The sequence below is a fragment of the Arthrobacter sp. HY1533 genome, assembly GCF_027568515.1.
In the GTDB taxonomy this organism is placed as follows: Bacteria; Actinomycetota; Actinomycetes; order Actinomycetales; family Micrococcaceae; genus Specibacter.
In genome coordinates, this window is the sequence record NZ_JANKZF010000018.1 from 86,595 (window position 1) to 106,208 (window position 19,614).

Genomic DNA, 19,614 nt, shown 5'->3' on the forward strand with positions numbered 1-19,614 from the left:
ATTATTCAGCAGCACCTTCGGTAGCTGCTTCTTCGACGGCGTCCTCGTCCTCGGCAACAACCGGGGAGAGGGAGAGCTTGCCGCGGTCATCGATCTTGGTGATTTCCACCTGGATCTTCTGGCCGACGGAAACCACGTCGTCAACGTTGTCCACGCGCTTGCCGCCCGAGAGCTTGCGCAGCTCGGAGATGTGCAGCAGGCCGTCCTTGCCAGGGGTCAGCGAGATGAACGCACCGAAGGTGGTGGTCTTCACGACCGTGCCCAGGTAGCGTTCGCCGATCTCGGGGACCTGCGGGTTCGCAATGGCGTTGATGGCGGAGCGGGCAGCGTCGGCCGAGGGGCCGTTCGTTGCACCGATGTAGACCGTGCCGTCATCTTCAATGGAGATGTCGGCGCCGGTGTCTTCCTGGATCTGGTTGATCATCTTGCCCTTGGGCCCAATGACCTCGCCGATCTTGTCAACCGGGATCTTGACCGCGATGACGCGGGGCGCGAACTCGGAGAGCTCGTCCGGCACGTCAATGGCGCTGGTCAGGACGCTCAGGATGTGCAGGCGTGCTTCGCGTGCCTGCTTCAGTGCGGCGGCCAGGACGGAGGCGGGGATGCCGTCGAGCTTGGTGTCCAGCTGGATGGCCGTGACGAACTCGGCGGTGCCGGCAACCTTGAAGTCCATGTCGCCGAAGGCATCTTCGGCGCCGAGGATGTCGGTCAGGGCCGCGTAGCGGGTCTGGCCGTCAACCTGGTCGGAAACCAGGCCCATGGCGATGCCGGCAACCGGTGCCTTCAGGGGCACACCGGCGTTGAGCAGCGACAGGGTCGAGGCACAAACGGAACCCATGGAGGTTGAGCCGTTGGAGCTCAGTGCCTCGGATACCTGGCGGATGGCGTAGGGGAATTCTTCACGCGAAGGCAGCACGGGCACGATGGCGCGTTCTGCCAGGGCGCCGTGGCCGATTTCGCGGCGCTTGGGCGAGCCCACGCGGCCGGTTTCACCGGTGGAGTACGGCGGGAAGTTGTAGTTGTGCATGTAGCGCTTGCGCGTTACGGGGCTCAACGAGTCAATCTGCTGTTCCATCTTGAGCATGTTCAAGGTGGTGACGCCCATGATCTGGGTTTCGCCACGCTCGAAGATGGCCGAGCCGTGCACGCGGGGAAGAACCTCAACCTCGGCGGTGAGCTGGCGGATGTCCGTCAGGCCACGGCCGTCGATGCGGATCTGCTCGGTGAGGATGCGCTGGCGGATGACCTGCTTGGTCACGGAGCGGAATGCTGCGGACAGCTCCTTCTCGCGGCCTTCGAAGGCACCGGCCAGGGCGGCCAGGGTCTCGTCCTTGAGCGCGTCGGAGGCGTTGTCGCGCTCCTGCTTGTCGGCGATGGAGAACACGGCGGCCAGCTTGGTGGCTGCTGCGGACTCGACGGCTGCGTAGGCGTCATCCTCGTAGTCCAGGAAAACGGGGAATTCAACCGTGGGCTTGGCGGCGCGTGCTGCCAGGTCTGCCTGTGCCTCGCACAGGGCCTTGATGAACGGCTTGGCAGCCTCGAGGCCCTCGGAAACGACCTCTTCGGTGGGGGCCTGGTGGCCCTGTTCCTTGATGAGGTTCCAGGAGTTGTCGGTTGCTTCGGCTTCAACCATCATGATGGCGACGTCGTCACCGGCAATGCGGCCGGCCACAACCATGTTGAACACGGCGTTTTCCAGCTCGGAGTGCTTCGGGAAGGCAACCCACTGCGGGCCCTGTCCGTCGTCGATCAGGGCAACGCGGACGCCGCCGATGGGGCCGGAGAACGGCAGGCCGGAGAGCTGCGTGGACATGGAGGAGGCGTTGATGGCCACCACGTCGTAGAGCACGTCGGGGTTGATTGCCAGGACCGTGACAACGATCTGGACTTCGTTGCGCAGGCCCTTGACGAATGCCGGGCGCAGCGGGCGGTCCATCAGGCGGCAGGCCAGGATGGCCTCCGTGGAGGGACGGCCTTCGCGGCGGAAGAAGCTGCCCGGGATGCGGCCGGCTGCGTACATGCGCTCTTCAACGTCAACCGTCAGCGGGAAGAAGTCGAAGCCTTCGCGGGGGTGCTTGCCGGCCGTGGTGGCGGACAGCAGAACGGTGTCTTCGTCGATGTAGACCATGGCAGCACCTGCTGCCTGCTGGGCAAGGCGTCCGGTTTCAAAGCGGATGACGCGCTTGCCAAAGCGGCCGTTGTCGATAACGGCCTCTGCGTACTGAATCTCGGGACCCTCCATAAGAAGAGTCACCTCCATTTCCTTCGTAGATGTTCTTCGTTTGAACCCTGCCGGAAACAGCTGCGCATCCGTCCCAGGACACCACCGGATCGTGCTGTGGCTCTCTGTACGACACCCGGTCTTCGATCGAGGCCCACGGGCATGGAAGCAACGTTGTGCTTCTTCCCGGAGGCCACTACCGAGGACCGCGAATGCGTGGATGCGTCGGCTGCGCCCATTGGCGGCAGGGGCGTGCGCAGCCCCGACGGGGCCGCCCACTCTTTCACAATATAGGTTCCTACACTGTGAAAGGCGGCCTTCCCGCTCCGTGCGACACAAGTGTCGCAGTAGGGGAAGGCCGCCTTTAAGTCACATGACTAGCGGCGCAGGCCGAGACGCTCGATGAGCGCACGGTAGCGGGTGATGTCCGTGTCCTTGAGGTAGCCAAGCAGGCGACGACGGCGACCAACCAGGGCCATCAGGCCGCGGCGGGTGTGGTGGTCGTGCTTGTGCATCTTCAGGTGCTCGGTCAGGTCAGAGATGCGACGCGAAAGCATTGCAACCTGAACCTCAGGTGAGCCGGTGTCGCCTTCGCTGGTTGCGAATGCCTGCATGATTTCTTGCTTTACAGCGGCTTCAAGTGCCACAAGTAACTCCTATGATGTGCCGTGAACATGTGAGCTGTTTCCGAACGCCGGTTTCCCGGCGCGAACACAGTTGAATCCAGCCACCACGGACTGCAGCCGGATTCCAACCTTCAGTTTAGTCCAGAGAGTGCGCTTCTGTCGAAGCGGGGGTGCGGCGGCCCGTCAGGAGTTCTCGTGGAGGCACAGGATGTTGCCGTCGGGGTCCTTGAACCAGGCGGCCCGCTCCGAGCCCAGGATGCAGACATGGTCCACTGTCTTGAGGTCCGGGAGGTCGTAGTCCTCAAAGACCACGCCCTTGCTGCCGAGTTCGCTGATGACGGCGGCGATGTCGTGGACCTCGAAACTGGCGGCTGTGTGCGGGGAGGGGGTGGCCGCGGGGTCGCTCAACAGGGCCAGGGATCCGTCCCCGGCCAGCGTGAAGACCAGGTTGCCGTCCATGGCCTGGCCCTGGAACGGAAGTCCCAGGGAATCCTCGTAGAACTTCCGGGACCTCTCGCCGTCGGTCACGGGAATGATGGTTGTCAGCGGGCTGGATGAAAGTGACATGGGATGCCATCCTCGATGGGAAATGGAACCCTCCCATTTTACGTCCGGCGCGCCCGGGCAGGACCTGTCCGGGCCGTCATTTTTCAGGCCAGGACGGTGCGGGCCTCGACCACGTCGTGGTGCATTTGCTCAATGAGCGCCTCGGGGCCGGTGTAGGCGACCATGCCGCGCAGCCGCCGCACGAACTCGACCACCACGTGCTGGCCGTACAGGTCGAAGGCCTCCACGGGTTCCTCGGGGCGGTCGATGACATAGGCCTCCACCTGGCGGGACACGCCCACGAAGGTGGGGTTGGAGCCAACGGAGATGGCGGCCGGCCAGCGGTGGCCATGGGCGTCCGTCAGCCAGCCGGCGTAGACACCGTCGGCCGGGATGCTGCCGCACGCATCGGGTGACAGGTTCGCCGTCGGGAATCCCAGTTCGCGGCCGCGGGCGGCGCCGTGGACCACTTCCCCGCTCATGGTGTGGTTGCGGCCCAGGACCTGCGCCGCTGTGTCCACCTCACCCTTGGTCAGGGCCTCGCGCACCCAGGTGGAGGACCAGCGGCGGTCGTGGCCCTCGTCGTTGACAACCACGACGTCGAAGCCAAGTTCGGCGCCGAGGTCCACCATGGTCTGCAGGTCGCCGGAGTTGCCCTTGCCGAAGCGGACGTCGTGGCCCACCACCACGGCGCAGGCGCGCAGGCCGTCCACGAACACGCTGCGGACAAATTCCTCCGCGGTCTGCTGGGCAAAGTCCAGGCTGTAGGGCATGACCAGCACGCCGTCCAGGTCCAGGGCGGCCATGGCCGCGAGCTTGTCGGCCAGGCCCATAATCTGGGCGGGCGCTGTCTCGGGGCGGTGGACCTGGGCCGGGTGCGGGTCGAAGGTCAGTGCAACGGAGCGCCCGCCTCGGGCGGCAGCCTCTGCACGCACCTGGGCCAGGACCTCCTGGTGCCCGCGGTGCAGCCCGTCAAAGTTGCCAAGGGTGACCACGCAGGGGCCAAAGTCACGGGGAACCTCGGCCAGGGAGTTCCAAATGTGCACTGCTACTTCCTCATCCGTTGCGTTGCGTGGGTCCGGCAAACTGCGGGGTTGCCGCGACTTCTAAAGATTACCTGTTGACGGGCGCCGGGCCGGTCCACGGCTCCTGCGGTGTTTGCGGCTCGCCCGCCGCAAGGGACAACACCCAGCGGTCCCCGGGTGTTCCCCTGTCGTCGTAGCCGCCGCGCAGCTGCCCGTCGAAGTGGAAGCCAAGCTTCCAGGCCAGCTTGCGGCTGCCCCAGTTGGGCACCAGCGCATGCCAGTGCACCCATTGCACGTTGAGCTGGTTGAAGGCGTAGTCGAGCAGCAGGCGCATGGCCGCCTCGGCTGCGCCGGTGCCGCGTGCGTGCTCCCCGAAGTTCAGGCCAATCGCGGCAGCCCCCGGCTTCTTGCACTGCAGGTCGATTGTGCCCAACAGCATGTCAGTTGCGGGGTCGGCGACGGCGAAGGTGAGTAGTTTCCCGCTCTTCCAGCCGTCGGGGGTGAACTCCTTGATGAAGAATTCGGCGTGGTCCAGGGTGTAGCCCAGCGGCACCGTGGTCCAGCGGACCGCCTCGTCGTTGATGCAGTTTTCCACCAGCACAGGCGCGTCGGCCATGGTCAGGGCCCGCAGCACCACCTTGTCACCGCGCAGCACCGGGATGACCGGTTCCGGGTCCAGTTCAGCGGCCGGCGCCGGGGCACCACCACGGGCGGCCCATTGTGCGGCGGTCTGGCTCAGGATCACGCCGTCGGAGACCTTGGCGTCCACATGCCCGTAGCCGGGGATGTGTGCCGCCTGGCCGAAGCCGCTGCGGGCGGCGAGCCCGGTGCTGGCGTCGTTGCCGGCAGTGCTGCGCCAGTGCAGGATTTCCAGGCCGAGGCCCTCGAAGGCCCAGGTGCACAGAAGTTCAATGGCGCGCGCCGCACTTCCCGTGCCCCGCCCGGCCGGCAGCATCTTGATGCCGACGCTGGCCGATCCCCCGCCGTCGGTGGAGAACACGTCCTGCAGGCTGACGGTGCCGATGACTTCCTCGGCGCCGTCGTGCTGTTCGACGACGGCGAAGCGCAGCTGGTTGCCGCTTGTCCAGCCGGCGGCGATGTGGCCGTCGATGAGCTCAGCGGCCCGCGCGGTGTCCATCTCGGCTTCGGAGGCGGCCCACTTCACGTTCAGGGGGTCGCGGTTGATGGCGGCGAACGCCGGGGCGTCAGCCGCTGTGAAGCGGCGCAGCAGGGTGGGGGTGCCGCCCAGGCGCGGATCGACCAGGGTCTGTTCCTGTGTCATCATTTGGCGTCCCGGTGGCGGTAGAGCCAGATGAGGCCAATGATGGGCAGCAGCAGGGGCACGAAGCCGTAGCCGCGGCCGAACATGCTCCACACGGTGGCGTGCGGGAAGGCAGCGGGGTCGAACACGCTCAGCGCGCCGACCACCAGCACGCCCAGGAGCTCGACGCAGATGGCAGCGGTGGCCACGAGCGCCCAGCGGTGGCCGGGCTTGGCCAAGGCAATGGTGGCCACAATGTAGACCACGGCGGCGAAGGCCGAGAGCAGGTAGGCCACGGGGGCGTCGGCAAACTGGGTGGCAATCTGGTAGCCGGCACGAGCCGTGGCCGAGACGGCGAAGATTGCGTACACGGTGATCAGGAGCCGGCCGGCGCCTGTGGTCCGTCCGTGCGGGGCCGTGGCGGCCCGTTCAGTGGTTCTCATAGTCCAAGTCCAAGTTGTAGGGGAAGCAGTGCGTGTGCGGCGGCGGGCATCTGGGCCGCGGTGCCGTACCAAATTTGGGCCATGCGGGCCACCATGACGGCCACAGTGACGCCCACGGCGCCCATGACGTAGTTGGACCAGTGGGTGCGTTCCATCATGGCCCAGTAGAAGCCGGCCACGGGCAGCATGGCAGCGGTGAACATGTAGCCCCAGAACTCCCAGGCCTCGCCAACCAGCGATCCGGGCCCGGCCAGCCGAATGGCCGAGGCGACTGCGTAGACCAGGATGAAAAGTTCGACGGCGGCCAGCGCCAGGATGGTGATGTCGTTGGGCTTCTTCTTCATCACCGCGGCAACGAAGCACACGATGGTGGAGGCCACCCCGACGATGGCGCCGGCGATGAACCAGCCGTCAACCGTCACTGGGCATCCTCCGCCGGCGCGGCGGCGGTTTCGGCCTTGGCTGCCGGCTCGGGGTCCGGCGGGAAGACGAGGATGGGTTTGGCGTGCCGGCCGGCGTCGGCCAGCAGGGCCACGAGGGTGCCGTCCGGGGAGAACGCGGCCGCGGGCGCATCGGCCGTGTGGGTGCCTTCGGCGCTGGCCGGGATCCGGCGGCCAAAGGACAGCTCGATGGCTTCCTCGGCCGTGAGCTCGCGGACCGGCATGAGGGCGCGGGCGGCGTCGGCAATGTCCAGGATGCGCAATTCCCCGGCCAGCTCCTCGATGGTGCGGGCCTGCTCCAGGCTGTAGGGGCCAACGGCGCTGCGGCGCAGGGCCGTGAGGTGGCCGCCAACGCCCAGTCCGGCACCGAGGTCCCGGGCAAGGGCGCGGATGTAGGTTCCCGAGGAACAGCGCACGGTGACGTCAATGTCCACGTACGTGGCGCCGTCGGCCATTCCCTGCACGCCGTCAGTCTCCCCCGAGGGGGCGACTGTGCCGCGGCGGATGTCCAGGATGTCGAAGCTGTGGATGGTCACGGGCCGGGCGGCAAGCTTGACGTCCTCGCCGGAGCGGACCCGGGCGTAGGCGCGTTCGCCATTGACCTTGATGGCGCTGACGCTGCTGGGGACCTGTTCGATGGGGCCGCGCAGGGCGGCGATGCCGGCCTCAATGGCCTCGTCGGTGACGGCGTCGGTGGGGGTGGTGGAGGTAACCTCGCCCTCGGCGTCATCGGTGACCGTGGAGGCGCCGAGCCGGATGGTGGCCTGGTAGGTCTTTGAGGTGCCCACAATGTAGGTCAACAGGCGCGTGGCCTTGTTGATGCCCACCACCAGGACGCCGGTGGCCATGGGGTCCAGGGTGCCGGCGTGGCCCACTTTTCGGGTCCCCGCCAGCCTTCGCATCCGGCCAACCACGTCGTGGCTGGTCCATCCCTGCGGTTTGTCTACAATTACCAGTCCAGAAAGCACGCTTTGAAGTATATCTGCTCCCCGCCCTCCCCCATGGTGAGTTGTGCCCATCGCGGCAGGAACGGCCGGCAATTAGTCTATTGACTGGAATAACCAGCGCCGACACATCACCAACGGAGAACCATGAAGCACACAGCAGTTGCCAGCCCCAAGCGCCCCCTCGCCGCACTCGGCGTGGCCGCGGCCCTCGCCCTGGCCCTGACCGGCTGCCTGCCCGGAGCCGGAGGGGCCAAGTCCTCCGATTCTGCCCCGCCGGCCCCGCAAAGCTCCGCAGCTGCGGATGGTTCGGCCACCTCCGGGGAACGCGGCGGCGGGGATGCCAGCTCGCCCGCCAGTGCCGCACCGGCGTCGGATGCGGCCAAGCCCGCCGCCGCCGGGAAGCTGACGGAGCCCGGCACCAAGCTGAAGCTCGGCGAGGTTGCCTACACCCACAGCAACAGTGGCAAGAGCGGCGATGCCGACTACAAGGAAGCCACCTACGAGACCAAGGTCACCAAGATTGTCCAGGGCAGCGAGGCAGACCTGGCCAAGTTCAAGGATGCCGCCAAGTTTGCCGGCCAGGTCCCGTACTACGTTTTCACGGACCTGGTGTTGACGTCGTTGAACAAGCCTTCTGCAGGCATCAGCGACCCCCGCGTCCAGGGCCACCTCAAGGACGGCACCGAGGCGCAGAAGCTGATCGTGTTTGGATCGATGGACCAGTGCGACTCCACCGACTTCGACACCGAGGGCGACGGCGACGCGTTCAGCTACGCGGTGGGCTCCACGAAGACCACGTGCTCGGTGTTCCTGGCCCCCGCGGGCGATGCCGTCACGAGCGCCAGTTACGACGATTCCAGCTTCAACTATGAGAGCTACAAGGACAACAAGTTCCGCGACAACCCGGTGGTCTGGGGCAACTAGTTCCCGCGTGCCAAAAACCATCGTTGACCTCCCCGACAGCCCGGTCCTAGGCTTGGCGCATCTGCGGCAAACGATTCCCAAGGTTTGCCGCGGCCGTTGACGAATGCAGGTTCTGGGGGACAGCCATCCGATTCGCCCTTGCGGCAGGCCGCCCGGCCCGGGCAAAAAGCCCGGGCCGGCACCCTATTTACCGCCCGACATCACCGGGCCATCCCATCAGGGAGCACACCCATGAGGAACAGAATTGCGGCCATTGCTGCCGCCTGCACCTTTGCATTGACCGTTTCAGCCGGGCCGGCGCTGGCCCAATCCGGCAACAGGCCGGGGCATGGCAATCACCACCCCTCCCCCGTGACGGAGGTTGCCAGCCGGCTCATCAGCCCGCTCAAGGTGGCCTTCGGACCGCGGGGCAGCCTGCTGGTTGCCGAATCCTTCGCCGGGCAGCTCAGCAGCTTTTCGGCGTCGGGCGCCAAGACCACGCTCGTCAATGCGCCGGGCCAGGAGATCGCCGGCGTTTCGTACGCCAATGGCACCACCTACTACTTCAACAATGACCAGGGCGCGGGTCCGGAGCCCGGCGCGGAATTGCTGCCGGCCCGCCTGATGGCCATGGACCACGGCGGCAACATCCGCCAGATTGCGGATCTGAGCGTCTTTGAGGGGCAGAACAACCCCGACGGAAGCACCGTTTACGGGGTGCGGGACGCGGCTCCGGAGTGCCTTGCACAGGCACCCTACCTGCAGGCCCTGGGCGAAGTCTTCTCCCATCCCTACGCCTCCGCCCCGGCAAGCAACGGCGTGTACGTGGCCGATGCCGGAGCCAATGCCCTCCTGCATGTCAGTGATTCCGGGCGCGTCAAGCTGGTGCGCGCATTGCCTGCGGAACCTGTTGTGATCGACGCGGCCTTTGTGGCCATCGCCACCGAGATGGGCATGGCAGTTCCCGAGTGCATGATGGGTCTGAACTACTATTCGCAGGCCGTCCCGACCGATGTTGAAGTCAACGGGCAGTGGCTGTACTACACGGTTTTGCCAGGCGTCCCGGGCGAGGCACTGGGACAGGGCAAGGCCTACAGGACCAACCTGAACAGTGGCACAACGCAGCTGCTTGCCCAGGGCCTTTTGGCACCGACGGGAATTGCCGTGGACCGCACCAACAATGTCTACGTGGCGCAGCTCTTCGGTGACGGCGTGAGTGTCCTGAAGAACGGCAAGGCCACCAACGTGCTGCCGGCCGCCATGGTCTCCGACGTGGAGATCAGCGGCACCACCATGGCAGCCCTGACCAACGCGCTCAATGAACAGACTGGAGGCAGCCTGGTCAGGATGGGCCTGCGCTGACGCCGGCCCCGGAGCAGAAGGCAAAAAAATACGACGGCGGGCGGGCACCAGGGGGCAGTAATGGTTGCCGGGCGCCCGGGGGGGGGGAAAGTGGCCTGAAACATTTCGCAATGAAAGGTTCCCGGCCGCCGTCGGGCCTAAAAAGTGGACTGAAGCCTAGGCTTCTTCGTCCTCGTCGGCCGGAGCCTTGTAGGGGTCGGCCTCGCCGGCAAATTCGGCGTTGGCGGAGAGCTCGGCCAGCTTGGCGTCGCGTTCCTTGGCAACCCGCAGCAGGGCCTCCAGGTTGGAAGCGTTCTCGGGGATCTCGTCCGCGATGAACTCCAGCGTGGGGGTCAGGCGGACTGTGATGTTGCGGCCAACTTCGGCGCGCAGCACGCCCTTGGCGCGCTCCAGGCCAATCTTGGCTTCGCTGTTGGCGGTCTCGTCGCCGAAGACCGTGTAGTAGATCGTGGCGTGCTGGAGGTCGTTGGTGACGCGCGCATCGGTGACGGTGATGCCCTCGACACGGGGATCCTTGACCTTGGAGCGCAGGCCCTCGGCCACGACAACCTTGATGCGCTGGGCCAGCTTGGACGCGCGGGCTGAATCAGCCATTGTGTACTCCTTGAAAGTGGAATGCGGAATGGTGTTGAGACCATCCTAGGGAACAAAAAGCCGGCTGGGCGCCCAAGTGGACGCCCAGCCGGCCCGTACTTTCGCTATGCGCGCGGCTTCTCGCGCATTTCGAAGGTCTGGATGATGTCCTCGGTCTGCAGGTCGTTGAACGAACCCAGGCCGATGCCACACTCGAAGTCGGTGCGGACTTCGGTTGCGTCATCCTTGAAGCGCTTGAGCGAGTCAACGGTGAGGTTGTCGCCAATGACCTTGCCGCCACGAAGCACACGTGCCTTCGTGTTGCGTCGGATGATGCCGGAGCGGACGATCGAGCCGGCAATGTTGCCGTGCTTGGAAGAACGGAACACTTCGCGGATTTCCGCGGTACCCAGTTCAACTTCCTCGTACTCGGGCTTGAGCATGCCCTTCAGTGCAAGCTCAATGTCATCGATGGCGCCGTAGATGACCGAGTAGAAGCGCATGTCAACGCCCTCGCGGTCAGCCAGTTCGGCAACGCGCTCGGCCGGCTTGACGTTGAAGCCGATGATGATGGCGTTGTCCACCGTGGCCAGGTTGACGTCGTTCTGCGTGATGGCACCCACACCGCGGTGGATGACGCGCAGCTGCACGCCTTCGCCAACATCGATCTTGAGCAACGAGTCTTCCAGTGCCTCGACGGCACCGGACACGTCACCCTTGAGGATGAGGTTAAGGGTGTCAACCTTGCCGTCAGCGACGGCCTGGTCGAAGTCTTCCAGGCTGATGCGCTTGCGGCGCTTGGCCAGTGCGGCGTTGCGGTCGGCTGCTTCACGCTTTTCAGCGATCTGGCGGGCCGTGCGCTCGTCGCCGGTGACGAAGAACGTGTCACCTGCACGGGGAACGTTGGACAGACCCAGGACCTGGACCGGACGTGAAGGTCCGGCCTCGGAGATGACGTCACCGTTCTCGTCGAACATGGCACGGACACGGCCGTGTGCGGTGCCGGCAACAATCGTGTCACCGACGTGCAGGGTACCGGACTGGACCAGGACGGTGGCCACGGAACCGCGGCCCTTGTCCAGGTTCGCTTCGATGGCAATGCCTCGGGCGTCCTTGTTCGGGTTGGCGCGCATGTCCAAGGCGGCATCGGCAGTCAGCAGCACAGCTTCGAGGAGTTCCTCGATGTTGATGCCGTTGCGGGCCGAGACGTCCACGAACATGGTGTCGCCACCGTACTCTTCCGGAACCAGGCCGTACTCGGTCAGCTGGCCGCGGATCTTCTCCGGGTTGGCGCCTTCCTTGTCGATCTTGTTCACGGCAACCACGATCGGCACGTTGGCGGCCTGTGCGTGGTTGAGTGCCTCAATGGTCTGGGGCATGACGCCGTCATCCGCGGCAACAACCAGGATGGCGATGTCGGTGACCTTGGCACCACGGGCACGCATGGCGGTGAACGCCTCGTGGCCGGGGGTGTCAATGAAGGTGATGCGGCGGTCGGTGCCTTCGTGCTCGTGTTCGATCTGGTAGGCACCGATGTGCTGGGTGATGCCACCGTGCTCGCCGGCAACAACGTCCGACTTGCGGATGGCATCCAGCAGGCGGGTCTTACCGTGGTCAACGTGACCCATGACCGTGACAACCGGCGGGCGGACCTCGAGATCCTCGTCGCCTTCTGCTTCGAGCTCGGCATCGAAGTCGATGTCGAAGCTGCTGAGCAGTTCACGCTCTTCGTCCTCGGGGGAGACAACCTGGACCTTGTAGCCCAGTTCCTCGCCCAGCAGGGCAAAGGTGTCTTCATCCAGGGACTGCGTGGCCGTGGCCATTTCGCCCAGGTGGAAGAGCACGGTGACCAGTGCTGCCGGGTTCGCCTCGATCTTGTCGGCGAAGTCGGTGATGGAGGAGCCGCGGCGCAGTCGGATGACCGTGCTGCCGTCTCCGCGGGGAACAGTTACGCCACCCAGCGAAGGAGCACTCATCTGCTCCAGTTCCTGGCGCTTGGCACGCTTCGACTTGCGCTGCTTGCCACGACCTGCGCCACCCTTGCCGAAGGCACCCTGGGTGCCGCCGCGTCCGCGGCCGCCCTTGCCAAAGCCACCACCGGCGGGAGCTCCACCGGGAGTGCCGCCCGGCGTTGCGCCGGGAGCACCTGGACGGCCGCGACCCGGAGCACCGGGGCGGTCGGTTCCGCGGCCGGGCGCAGCGGGGCGCTCGGTGCGGTTGGGCATCATGCCGGGAGTGGGGCGGGGTCCGCCGGGACGCGGAGCGCCCGGACGGGGTCCGCCTGCACCGGGGGCACCGGCCGGACGCGGAGCGCCGGGACGGGGTCCACCTGCGCCTGCAGCGGGGCGGGGGCCACCCGGACGGGGGCCGCCTGCTCCGGCTTCAGGGGTGCGGGGTGCGCCCGGGCGGGGCATGCCCTGCGAGGTTGCGAACGGGTTGTTGCCGGGACGGGGCCCTGCTCCACCAGCCGCGTTGCCGGCGCCGGCCGGACGGGGTGCGCGGCTGTCGCTGCGGTTTTCGTTACGGTTTTCGCTGCGGCCTTCGGGGCGCGCGCCGGAGCGCGGCATGCCCTGGGACGTGGCGAAGGGGTTGTTGCCGGGGCGCGGGGCTCCGGGTGCAGCAGACTTCGCTGCTGCTGCCGGGGCAGGCGCAGCGGGTGCTGCCGCTGCGGCGGGAGCTTCGGCAACGGGCGCCGGAGCGGCCGGTGCTGCCTTGGCGCCGGGCTTGGCGGCCGGGGTGGCTGCCTTGGGGCCGGGCACTGCTGCGGGTGCTGCCGGGGCAGCGGCTGCCTCAGCCTGGGGAGCCGGAGCCTTGGGGGCTGCTGCCGCCGGGGCGGGCGCAGCTGCAGGCTTGGATTCGGCAGCGCCTGCTGCCATGGGGAATGCGTCGCGAAGCTTCTTCACGACGGGGGCCTCAATGGTCGATGATGCAGAGCGGACGAACTCGCCGAGCTCCTGCAACTTGCTGACTGCTTCTTTTGAGGTGATGCCGAGCTCTTTTGCAAGCTCGTGTACGCGGGCCTTGGCCACATTACTCCTGTCTCGGCCCGCACCGGACAGGTACGAACCGTTTAATTCTTACTGCAACATTCCACGTCGGAATGGGCGGTATGAGAGAGCACAAAGATGCTCATTTTTGGGCACTCATCGCTGGGTACTCATCGGGTTTCCATCGGTTTTCTGACCCGCTTTCACAAAGGGACAATTAGGTTCGTATATCGGGATCCGCCACGAGTGGCAGTTCGTTGGCGGCAAACGCTTCGACGCCGCCCACGTTGACGACGCCCGGGAGGGCCCTGCCAACGGCGCGGCGCTTGATCGCCAGCTTCCAACATTCCGGATCGGGGTGCAGCCATGCTCCCCGGCCAGGCAGGCGGCGTCGCAGGTCCACCGTGGCCCCTGTTTCACCAGAGTCCATGGTTGTCCTGGCCAGCCGCACCAGATGTTGCCGGTCCCCCACTTTCCTGCACCCTATGCACGTCCGCACTGCGGTGCCGGCTCCACCAGTTTCGCGCGTCGTGTGATCCGACTGCGCTGAGACTGCTTTCTTTGCCAACGGTGCTGTGCCTTCAGGTGTTTTGGGTGTCAGGGCGGTTTTGGGCCCGGGTCTTTCTATTCTACCGCGCCGCAACGGCGCAGACCTAAACCGCCGCGGCGTCGGAGACGATGTCGATGCGCCAGCCGGTGAGCTTGGCGGCCAGGCGGGCGTTCTGCCCCTCCTTGCCGATGGCCAAAGACAGCTGATAATCGGGGACAACCACGCGGGCAGAGCGTGCAGCCTCGTCGACGATCGTGACCGAAATCACCTTGGACGGGGAGAGTGAATTGGCGATGAAAACGGCCGGGTCTTCGTTGAAGTCCACGATGTCGATCTTTTCATCGTTCAGTTCGGTCATGACGGCGCGCACGCGCGAGCCCATTTCACCGATGCACGAGCCCTTGGCGTTGACGCCGGCCTTGTTCGCTTGGACGGCGATCTTGGTGCGGTGTCCGGCTTCGCGGGCCAGCGCCACGATCTCCACGGTGTTGTCGGCGATCTCCGGAACTTCCATTTCGAAGAGCTTGCGGACCAGGCCGGGGTGTGAGCGGGACAGGGTGATGGAGGGGCCCTTCAGGCCCCGGTGCACATCCACCACAAAGGTGCGGATGCGGTTGCCGTGGCGGTAGTCCTCGCCGGGCACCTGCTCGTTCGGGGGCAGCACGCCTTCAACGGCACCCAGGTTGACCTGGATCATGTTGGGGTTGTTGCCCTGCTGGATCTGGCCCGAGACCAGTTGGCCTTCCTTGCCCCGGAACTCGCCCACCACGGCGTCGTCCTCAACGTCGCGCAGGCGCTGCAGGATGATCTGGCGTGCCGTGCTGGCAGCGATGCGGCCGAATCCCTTGGGGGTGTCGTCGAACTCGCCGATAGCGGCGCCGTCGTCGTCGAGCTCGGCGGCCCAAATGGTGACGTGGCCGGTTTTGCGGTCAAGTTCGGCGCGGGCCAGGTCGTGGCAGCCGGGCGACTTGTGGTAGGCCATCAGCAGGGCCTGCTCGATGGTGGGGATGAGCTTGTCCAGGGGGATTTCCCGCTGGCGCTCCAGTTCCCGCAGTGCGCTCATATCAATGTCCATAGCTCAGCTTCCCTCTCCATCAGCCGCGTCGCCGCTGGCCGGTTCAAATTCCAAATCAAGCTCCGCCTCGTCCAGGCGGGCAAATTCCAGTTCAACAACACCACGGCGGATCACCGCAAACGCGATTTTCTCCGGCTCACCCTGCTTGGCTTTCATGCCCTTCTTCACCGGCAGCTCGGGCCGGAACAGTATGCCGTCTTCTTCCACTGCCAAGACGCGGCCCATGAAGTTCTCGCGGTCCGAGGCATTGACCTTGACCATGCGGCCCAGGGCGCGGTGCCAGTGCCGGGGCTCGGTCAGCGGGCGGGTTGCGCCGGGGGAGGAAATTTCCAGGTCGTAGGCGTTGCCGTCGTCGTGGGGATCGGTGTCCATCACGTCGGAGAGCTCACGCGAGATGGCGGAAATGGCATCGAGGCCAACCCCGCCTGCCTGGTCTTCGGTCAGGTCAACGACTACCGAGACGGTCCTGTGGGAGCCGGCAAAGTGCACCTTGACTTCTTCCAGGTACAGGTCCGCGGCGGCCACGGTGGGGGCCAGGAGCGCATGGAGCCGGGCGGCTTCAGCGACGGGATCCATGGCCGTTGGCCTGTTCCCTGAGCGTGCGGCCACTTTTGGCCTGTCTGGCTTGGTCATGAAAACGCACGCCTCCCTATTGATGATGTTGTAGTTATACAGCCTACCGAGTTTCGCTTCATGCCGCAGACCGGATCGGGTGTGAGCCTGAACGCACCACGCCCTGTTCCGGGCACCACGGCCCTGACAGTGTGCACTGTATAGCGCGAACATGAGATGATCAACAGTTGTGACCAACCCACTTTCCCCGCCTGACGCCGACACCTCCAACACCGCGTCCCACGGAGACAAAAAGACCCGGAATCCCCGCAAGGGCCCGCGCCGAGCCACGGCTCCTGCGGGCGCCCCGGCAAGCTCGGCCAAGGCGGCGCCTGCCCTGTTGACCGTGGGCGCCGACGGCATGGTGGTCCCCTCCCCCCGCACCCCACTTTCCATGGACGACGCCGGGCACTCCCCCGCCGAGGACGGGGACACAGAAGCAGGGACAGTCGAGTGCGGTGCCGTCGAGGACGGCCCGGGTGAGAGCGTTTCAGTCGACGCCGTCGAGACACGCGCCGACTCAGCTGCCGAGACCCACGCCGAATCAGCTGCCGAGATTGACGATGCCGTCGCAGAGACCGACGAATCTGTCGAACCTCAGCCGGTAGAGGCGGATTCCGACGAAGCACCGGAAACGGATGCTCCCGCGTCTCACGATGACTCCGATGCACCCGCCGATGCAGACGCCGGAAACAAGAACGAGGATCCCGAGCCGGTCGCAGAAGCAGACACCGCAGAATCCACTGCATCTGCGACCTTGCCTGTCGACGGAAGCCACGAAACCGTCTCCGAGAGCGCTGAGGCGGACGAGGAAGCCCCGGAAACGGACGCTCCCGAATCTCCCGATAACTCCAAAGAAAGCGCTGACGCCGGAACCAACCACGAGGATCCCGAGCCAGCAGCAGATGCAGACAGCGACGCCAGCGAACCCACTCCGACTGAAGCCCAGGACGCAGCGCCGCTGTCGCGACGTGAAAGGCGACTTGCCGAGCAGAGGGCCGTGCCCGGCGTCGAACCTTCCGAGAAAGCCGTAAACGAAGCAGAGACCAGGGAATCCGGTCCGGCCGCCGTTGCCGCTTCTGCTTTCGCCGACAGCCCGGCCACGGCTACCGCCACCGCCACCGCCACCGCCACCGCCACCGCCACGACCCAGCCGGCCAAGCCAGCCGGGGAACGGAAGAGCTTCGCGGCAATGGTCAAGGGGTTGCTTGTCCTTCTGGTGATTGCGGTGGTCGTGGCCGCCACAGGAACGGTGCTGGCCGGGCAGAAGGATGACGTTGTTGGGCCGTCGAGCACCGAGGTGAATCGACAGGCTGCGTGGGAGCGGACTACTGCACTTCTGGTCCAGGCCACGGAGCTTGGCAAGTCCACGTCCACGCCAAAGTTGCAGGAGGCGCTGGGCAAGACGGCAGCAGATCTGGCCGCCCAGGCGGCAGCGCTCGGAAACGGCCTGCCACCAGCAACGGCCGTTTCCACGACCTCGGCAACTGCGGCTGCATCCGCATCCGCATCCGTGTCAGGCTTGGTGATCGGCTTGAAAGCCAGCGGAAGTGAACTGTTGAACAACGCTGCGTCTGCGGACCAGGCCATGGGCCGGGTTTTTGCCGCTGCAGGCACCAGCCAGCTCTTGCAGGGCCAGCAGCTGGGGTCGGCAATTGGCAGCGCTCCTGCCGCGTCGGAACTCAGCGCAGCGCGAGTCAACTTCCCGCAGCCGTCCGGCCCCCAGTGCAGTTCAACCTTGGATCCCCGGCCCGGGGTCACAGTCGATTCAGCCTTGGTCGCGGCTGCCCATGGTGAGCAAAAGGCGGTCTACGCATATCAAGTGGCGACCACGCGCTTCGCGGAACCGCAGTTTGGCAGGGCCTCGGAAATGCTGCAGCGGCACCAGCAGAAGCTGGACCTGCTGAATGCCGAGCTCACGGTCCGATGCCTGCCGCTCGCCGTTCCTGTGGCCGGTTTCGCCTTGGATCCATCGTTCACGTCAGCTCCCGCACCGGCACTGGCCGGATTGGAAGCCGAGCTGGGCGCCATCTATGCCGACCTCGCTGCGCTCAGCACACCTGCAGCCGCAGAAGTACCGGCGGTCAGCGAGTCGTCCGCCAGCGCCCGCCCGGTCGCCTCGGCCGCGGCTTCCAGCTCCGAAGTTGAAAAGGTGCAGCCGGCGGCTTCGGACGTTCAGGCCGCCAACAATGGTCTGCTGCGTCAAATGTCCGTGGCGTGGCTGCTGGATTCATCGGCAGCACAGCTCTATTGGGGCGGAACGGTTGGGCCCCTGGCGGGGATGAAGCCGTAGTCCAATGACGTTGGTGAGGGCCTCGATCTGTGGATCGGGGCCCTTTTCCGTTGTGGTGGTTAGGGGTGTTGTTGTGGGGTGAGGCCGTGGTGGTAGGTGTTGCGGCGTGGTGTTTGGGTGTGGTCGATGATCCAGGGTGGGGTGAACCAGGGAGTGCCGTTGATGAGCTGGATGCTCCAGTCGCTGGTGTGGAGCAGGGTGTGGTGGTGGCTGCAGAGCAGGCAGCCGTTCTCAACGCTGGTTTCCCCGCCTGCCTGCCAGGGGATGATGTGGTGGGCTTCGGTCCAGGTGGCCGGACTGGTGCAGTCCGGGAAGGAGCAGCCCAAATCCCGGGCGTACAGGATGCGGCGTTGGGCTGGCAGGAAGAGGCGTTGGGTGCGGCCGGCGTTGAGGATTTCCTGGCCTTGGCCGTAGACGATCCGGGTGATCTCCGGATCGCACAGGGCGGTGTCGAACAGGCGCAGCGGCAGGGGCCCGTTGAAGGTGGTGTTGATGGTCCCTGCCCCGCCGGGCGCAAACGCTTTCTCCAGTTCGGTCTGGGAGCAGGAGAGGATCAGTTGGGCTTTCAGGCCGCCGTTGCGGGGCAGTTTCCCGGTGCGGGAGGCCAGCTTCACGCAGGAGATGAGCCCCTCCAGCAGTTGCTGCCCGCGGGTGCGGGTGTCCTTCACCGCCGGGTCCGTGCTGGCCGGATCGATCGAATCCAGCCCGGCCAGGGTCTGCTCCACCCGGGCCTCACAGGCATCCCCGATATCCATGGCACCGTTGGTGTCCCCGGTGTTTGTTGCGGCCAGGGTGGTGGCCAGGGCGTTGGCGGCGGTGTGGTCTTGCCAGATGTTGAAGGTGTCGTCCCGGTGGGTCACCGGCCACCGGGTCGGTGCGTCTTCGAAAATGTCGAAGAAGTCACTGTTGTTGGTGGTGGGGGTGGTCCAGCCGTGGGTGGCGGGTTCGGTGGGGAGCCAGAACCAGTCCTGGCCCTCATACACCGGTGGTGTCGCATACTCCGGTGCCTCCGGGGGCCGGGCAGGGATCTCCCACGGCTCCAGCCGTCGGCCCCACCACCCCACACCAGCAGTGACGCCACCCCCGCCAGCAGGCTCGCCGGCAGCAATTCCTGGCCCTGGAGGGTCCGGCTGCTCCGGGGCATCCGGCGGCTCCGACTGCACCAGCGTCATGGCTGGATCCGGCATGTCCGCACCATCCGGTGGTTTTGGATCATCTGGTGGCCCTGGCGGGTCCGCTTCCTCTGCCGCAGCGGGTGCTCCCGCATCCTCTGGTGGTTCGGGCCACCGGGGACGGCCGGGTTCCGGGCAATCGGCCGCTGGTGGGCCTGGCTGTGCCGTCGCCGTGGCGGTGGAGGGGAACAACCCGGCCACAGCGCCCAGGCCGTCCAACAGGCTCGGTTGCCCCGCACAGCCATCAACCTCGCTGCCAGCCCCGCCGCCGTCCGTGGTGGTTGGGTTGGTGTTGATGGTGTCGATGTTTTTGTGTTTGTTGGGGTTGGTGAACCCGTCCAGGGCGGCCATGAGTTCCTCATGCTGCACAAGTGTCACGGCCCCGTGGAAACTGATCAGCCCGTTGCGGGGCCGGTGGAAGAACAATCCTTGTTTCGCGAGCAGTTCCGCGTGGCTGGGCTTGTGCCCGTCAGGGTCAATATGGCCCAGGATCTGGTTCCCGACCGTGCGCACAAAATCCGGGCCCTGCACCCGTGCGGTGTCCACCAAGGATTCCTCCACCAGCTCCAGGGTCTCGG

At 66.0% G+C, this 19,614-nt stretch carries 17 protein-coding genes; 3 read left to right on the plus strand and 14 right to left on the minus strand.

Annotated features, from left to right (window positions below):
* Position 1 precedes the first annotated feature (1 nt).
* From PCK14_RS14245 to truB, 8 genes are all read right to left on the minus strand, one after another.
* A complete protein-coding gene (locus PCK14_RS14245; protein ID WP_269939185.1) occupies positions 2-2,242 on the minus strand; it encodes a polyribonucleotide nucleotidyltransferase in 2,241 nt (746 codons plus the stop codon).
* 356 nt (positions 2,243-2,598) lie between these two features.
* Positions 2,599-2,868, minus strand: a complete 270-nt coding sequence (gene rpsO, locus PCK14_RS14250; protein WP_269939162.1) for a 30S ribosomal protein S15 — start codon at positions 2,866-2,868, stop codon at positions 2,599-2,601.
* Between the two features lie 162 nt (positions 2,869-3,030).
* Positions 3,031-3,414, minus strand: coding sequence for a VOC family protein (locus PCK14_RS14255; protein ID WP_269939163.1), 384 nt, complete (start codon positions 3,412-3,414; stop codon positions 3,031-3,033).
* A gap of 83 nt (positions 3,415-3,497) precedes the next feature.
* On the minus strand, positions 3,498-4,439 hold the full coding sequence (locus tag PCK14_RS14260) for a bifunctional riboflavin kinase/FAD synthetase (protein WP_269939164.1): 942 nt from the start codon (positions 4,437-4,439) through the stop codon (positions 3,498-3,500).
* 67 nt (positions 4,440-4,506) lie between these two features.
* The gene (locus PCK14_RS14265; protein WP_269939165.1) at positions 4,507-5,703 is read right to left on the minus strand and encodes a GNAT family N-acetyltransferase; all 1,197 of its coding nucleotides are present in this window, start codon (positions 5,701-5,703) and stop codon (positions 4,507-4,509) included.
* Positions 5,700-6,122: a hypothetical protein gene (locus PCK14_RS14270; protein WP_269939166.1), complete on the minus strand. Its 423-nt coding sequence runs from the start codon at positions 6,120-6,122 to the stop codon at positions 5,700-5,702. The genes PCK14_RS14265 and PCK14_RS14270 overlap by 4 nt, the downstream gene beginning before the upstream one ends.
* Positions 6,119-6,544, minus strand: coding sequence for a hypothetical protein (locus PCK14_RS14275; RefSeq protein WP_269939167.1), 426 nt, complete (start codon positions 6,542-6,544; stop codon positions 6,119-6,121). Before PCK14_RS14275 ends, PCK14_RS14270 begins: the two co-directional genes overlap by 4 nt.
* Complete coding sequence (gene truB, locus PCK14_RS14280) at positions 6,541-7,530, minus strand: tRNA pseudouridine(55) synthase TruB (protein WP_269939168.1); 990 nt, start codon at positions 7,528-7,530, stop codon at positions 6,541-6,543. The genes PCK14_RS14275 and truB overlap by 4 nt, the downstream gene beginning before the upstream one ends.
* Before the next feature lie 123 nt (positions 7,531-7,653).
* Between truB and PCK14_RS14285 the strand changes: the two genes are divergently transcribed.
* Together PCK14_RS14285 and PCK14_RS14290 are read left to right on the plus strand one after the other, a co-directional pair.
* Positions 7,654-8,433, plus strand: a complete 780-nt coding sequence (locus PCK14_RS14285) for a hypothetical protein (RefSeq protein WP_269939169.1) — start codon at positions 7,654-7,656, stop codon at positions 8,431-8,433.
* Between the two features lie 231 nt (positions 8,434-8,664).
* Positions 8,665-9,774 (plus strand): ScyD/ScyE family protein, encoded by a 1,110-nt coding sequence (locus tag PCK14_RS14290; protein ID WP_269939170.1) that lies wholly within the window; start codon positions 8,665-8,667, stop codon positions 9,772-9,774.
* A 156-nt stretch (positions 9,775-9,930) separates the two neighbouring features.
* On the opposite strand, the gene rbfA is transcribed toward PCK14_RS14290, so the two are convergent.
* The 5 genes from rbfA to rimP form a co-directional block, all read right to left on the minus strand.
* Positions 9,931-10,368, minus strand: a complete 438-nt coding sequence (rbfA, locus tag PCK14_RS14295) for a 30S ribosome-binding factor RbfA (RefSeq protein ID WP_333474360.1) — start codon at positions 10,366-10,368, stop codon at positions 9,931-9,933.
* Positions 10,369-10,472: 104 nt separating this feature from the next.
* On the minus strand, positions 10,473-13,376 hold the full coding sequence (gene infB, locus PCK14_RS14300; RefSeq protein ID WP_269939171.1) for a translation initiation factor IF-2: 2,904 nt from the start codon (positions 13,374-13,376) through the stop codon (positions 10,473-10,475).
* A gap of 175 nt (positions 13,377-13,551) precedes the next feature.
* Positions 13,552-13,833 carry a YlxR family protein gene (locus PCK14_RS14305; RefSeq protein ID WP_269939172.1) on the minus strand — a complete coding sequence of 94 codons (282 nt, stop codon included), beginning with the start codon at positions 13,831-13,833 and terminating at the stop codon, positions 13,552-13,554.
* Between the two features lie 154 nt (positions 13,834-13,987).
* Positions 13,988-14,959, minus strand: a complete 972-nt coding sequence (nusA, locus tag PCK14_RS14310; RefSeq protein ID WP_269939173.1) for a transcription termination factor NusA — start codon at positions 14,957-14,959, stop codon at positions 13,988-13,990.
* A 3-nt stretch (positions 14,960-14,962) separates the two neighbouring features.
* On the minus strand, positions 14,963-15,592 hold the full coding sequence (rimP, locus tag PCK14_RS14315; protein ID WP_442864732.1) for a ribosome maturation factor RimP: 630 nt from the start codon (positions 15,590-15,592) through the stop codon (positions 14,963-14,965).
* A 169-nt stretch (positions 15,593-15,761) separates the two neighbouring features.
* Here rimP and PCK14_RS14320 point away from each other — a divergent pair, with 169 nt between their 5' ends.
* Positions 15,762-17,864: a DUF4439 domain-containing protein gene (locus tag PCK14_RS14320; protein ID WP_269939174.1), complete on the plus strand. Its 2,103-nt coding sequence runs from the start codon at positions 15,762-15,764 to the stop codon at positions 17,862-17,864.
* Positions 17,865-17,923: 59 nt separating this feature from the next.
* On the opposite strand, the gene PCK14_RS14325 is transcribed toward PCK14_RS14320, so the two are convergent.
* Positions 17,924-19,614, minus strand: a 1,691-nt coding sequence (locus PCK14_RS14325; protein WP_269939175.1) for an HNH endonuclease signature motif containing protein, incomplete at its 5' end; no start/stop codon positions are given.